Source organism: Psychrobacter sp. T6-1 (genome assembly GCF_052258445.1).
The window spans coordinates 1-1,875 of sequence record NZ_JBQQFC010000392.1 but is presented as its reverse complement, the minus strand read 5'-3'; the positions used below and the strand labels follow the sequence as shown (position 1 = coordinate 1,875).

Here is a 1,875-nt window from a genome sequence, read left to right as displayed (position 1 = left end):
ACATAAGCTGAGCGCGCTGAGGTAAAAAAGCGCACCGTTGAATCTAGGTTGTCCTCAGCGCCTTCATTGACATAGATTAGCTGCGCTGTGATACCGCGCTTAAACTCTTTACCCACTGACTTGATAAACCCTTCAAGCGCGCGCTGCGCTAGTGCCGTTTCAATATCATCGATAGACTCAGGCGGACGACCAACAATAATCACGCGACCTGACTTCTCAACCCGGCGAGCAACGCTATGAAAGAACTCATAAACTGCTTTAAGACCTTCAGCGTCGCTTATATTGCTAGCATCAAATAACAAGATTTTGAATTTATCTTCGCTGCCAGTATTACCTTTTGCCTCAACGCCTGCATCAGCTAAAGCGTCTTTAATATCGTCGCTACTATTGACGAATACTTCAGCATGCAGCTCTGACAAGATACGCGCGATTGACGCACTGACGCGGCTATCATCACCTGCCGCACGGCCCACAAGTACGCTACCTCGTACTAGGCGCTGACCACTCTCAAAACGATCAAGAGTAACAGGCTGCGGCAAGCCTAAGTTTTTTGCAACTTTTTTACCTATTGAAGACTGAACAAAATCACCATAACGATCCGACATAGCATGCTCCGATTAATAAATATAAAATAATGAATAATATCAATGAAAAGATATCTTAATTATCATTTGTAGAATACCTTCTCACTGTATTTAAACAAAATATGAGTAGATAGCCTATTATAAACTGATAATTTGCCTATTTATGCCCAGTTTTATAGACACGGCAGTTACTATCTGTTGCTTTAAAAGCGATAAGCTTATGTTAAAATAAACACAACAAATTATAGCTAACTGATTTAGATATAACAATATGTTATCAAAGTTGCCTATCAATAGTGGTTACAATTGCTGTTTACGTCCATATTTTAAATAATATGGACTAAGTATAAGTATATAAAGATGACCTATGAGATATAAACTCTTCAGTTTGCTAAACAGCTACACGTAATATTCAAAAAGTCACTATCATAGGCACCATTGATAGCTACAAGATCACAGCACTTAGTGTTATAAGTGCTCTTTTATTTTTAACCTACAAGTATGAGGACACCGTTATGAGCGACAAAAAAGACAGCCCTATCGTTGAAAGCACCGTTGTAAAAGGCAATGCTACAACTGACACAAACGCTACTAACAGCAAAGACACAGCCAAAGCAAGTGATTCAAAATTTGATTCTATCGCTGATCTTAAGCAAGCGACAGATATCGTCGATAGCGACGGCAAACCTGTAGACACTCAAGCCCAAAGCGCTGACGCTGACAAAAAAGCGAAAATTAAAGCGGATATTGCAAGCGAAAAAGCGGCAACTGAAGAAAGCGAATCAAACGCAGCTCCAGCTAAGCCGGCTGCAAAAGATGAAGCTAAGACTAAGTCTGATAGCAAAGCAGACACAAAGCCTGCGACTAAGTCAAAAGCGGAAGCTAAACCAAAAGCGGAAGCTAAGTCTGCGGCAACTGACAAAAAAGACAGTAAAGACGATAAAGCTGCTGACACTAAAGCTAGCAAAAAGTCTAGCGCTAAGCCTAAGAAAAAACCTAGCGCTAAATTAAGTACAAACCAGCAACGCGTTGCCGTTATCGGTGGTAACCGTATCCCATTTGCGCGCTCAAATGGCACCTACGCCGATGCTAGCAATACAGACATGCTAACCGCAGCCTTAAATGGTTTGATTGAGCGCTTTGACTTACAAGACGAAGTACTCGGTGAAGTGGTTGCAGGCGCAGTCATGAAACTTAGCCGCGATATCAACTTGACGCGCGAATCTGTCCTTAACACAGCGCTTGATCCGCACACACCATCATATGATATCTCGCAAGCTTGTGGTACTGG

The 1,875-nt window shown here is 41.9% G+C and carries 1 protein-coding gene and 1 pseudogene; one reads left to right on the top strand and one right to left on the bottom strand.

The genetic code is table 11. The annotated features are described in order from the left end of the window. Window positions 1-605 (bottom strand): annotated as a pseudogene (locus ACTXGO_RS13130) (3-oxoacyl-ACP reductase); the annotation flags it as partial. A 494-nt stretch (window positions 606-1,099) separates the two neighbouring features. On the opposite strand from ACTXGO_RS13130, the gene ACTXGO_RS13125 reads away from it, so the two are divergent. Then, window positions 1,100-1,875, top strand: a 776-nt coding sequence (locus ACTXGO_RS13125) for a thiolase family protein (protein ID WP_459112928.1), incomplete at its 3' end; no start/stop codon positions are given.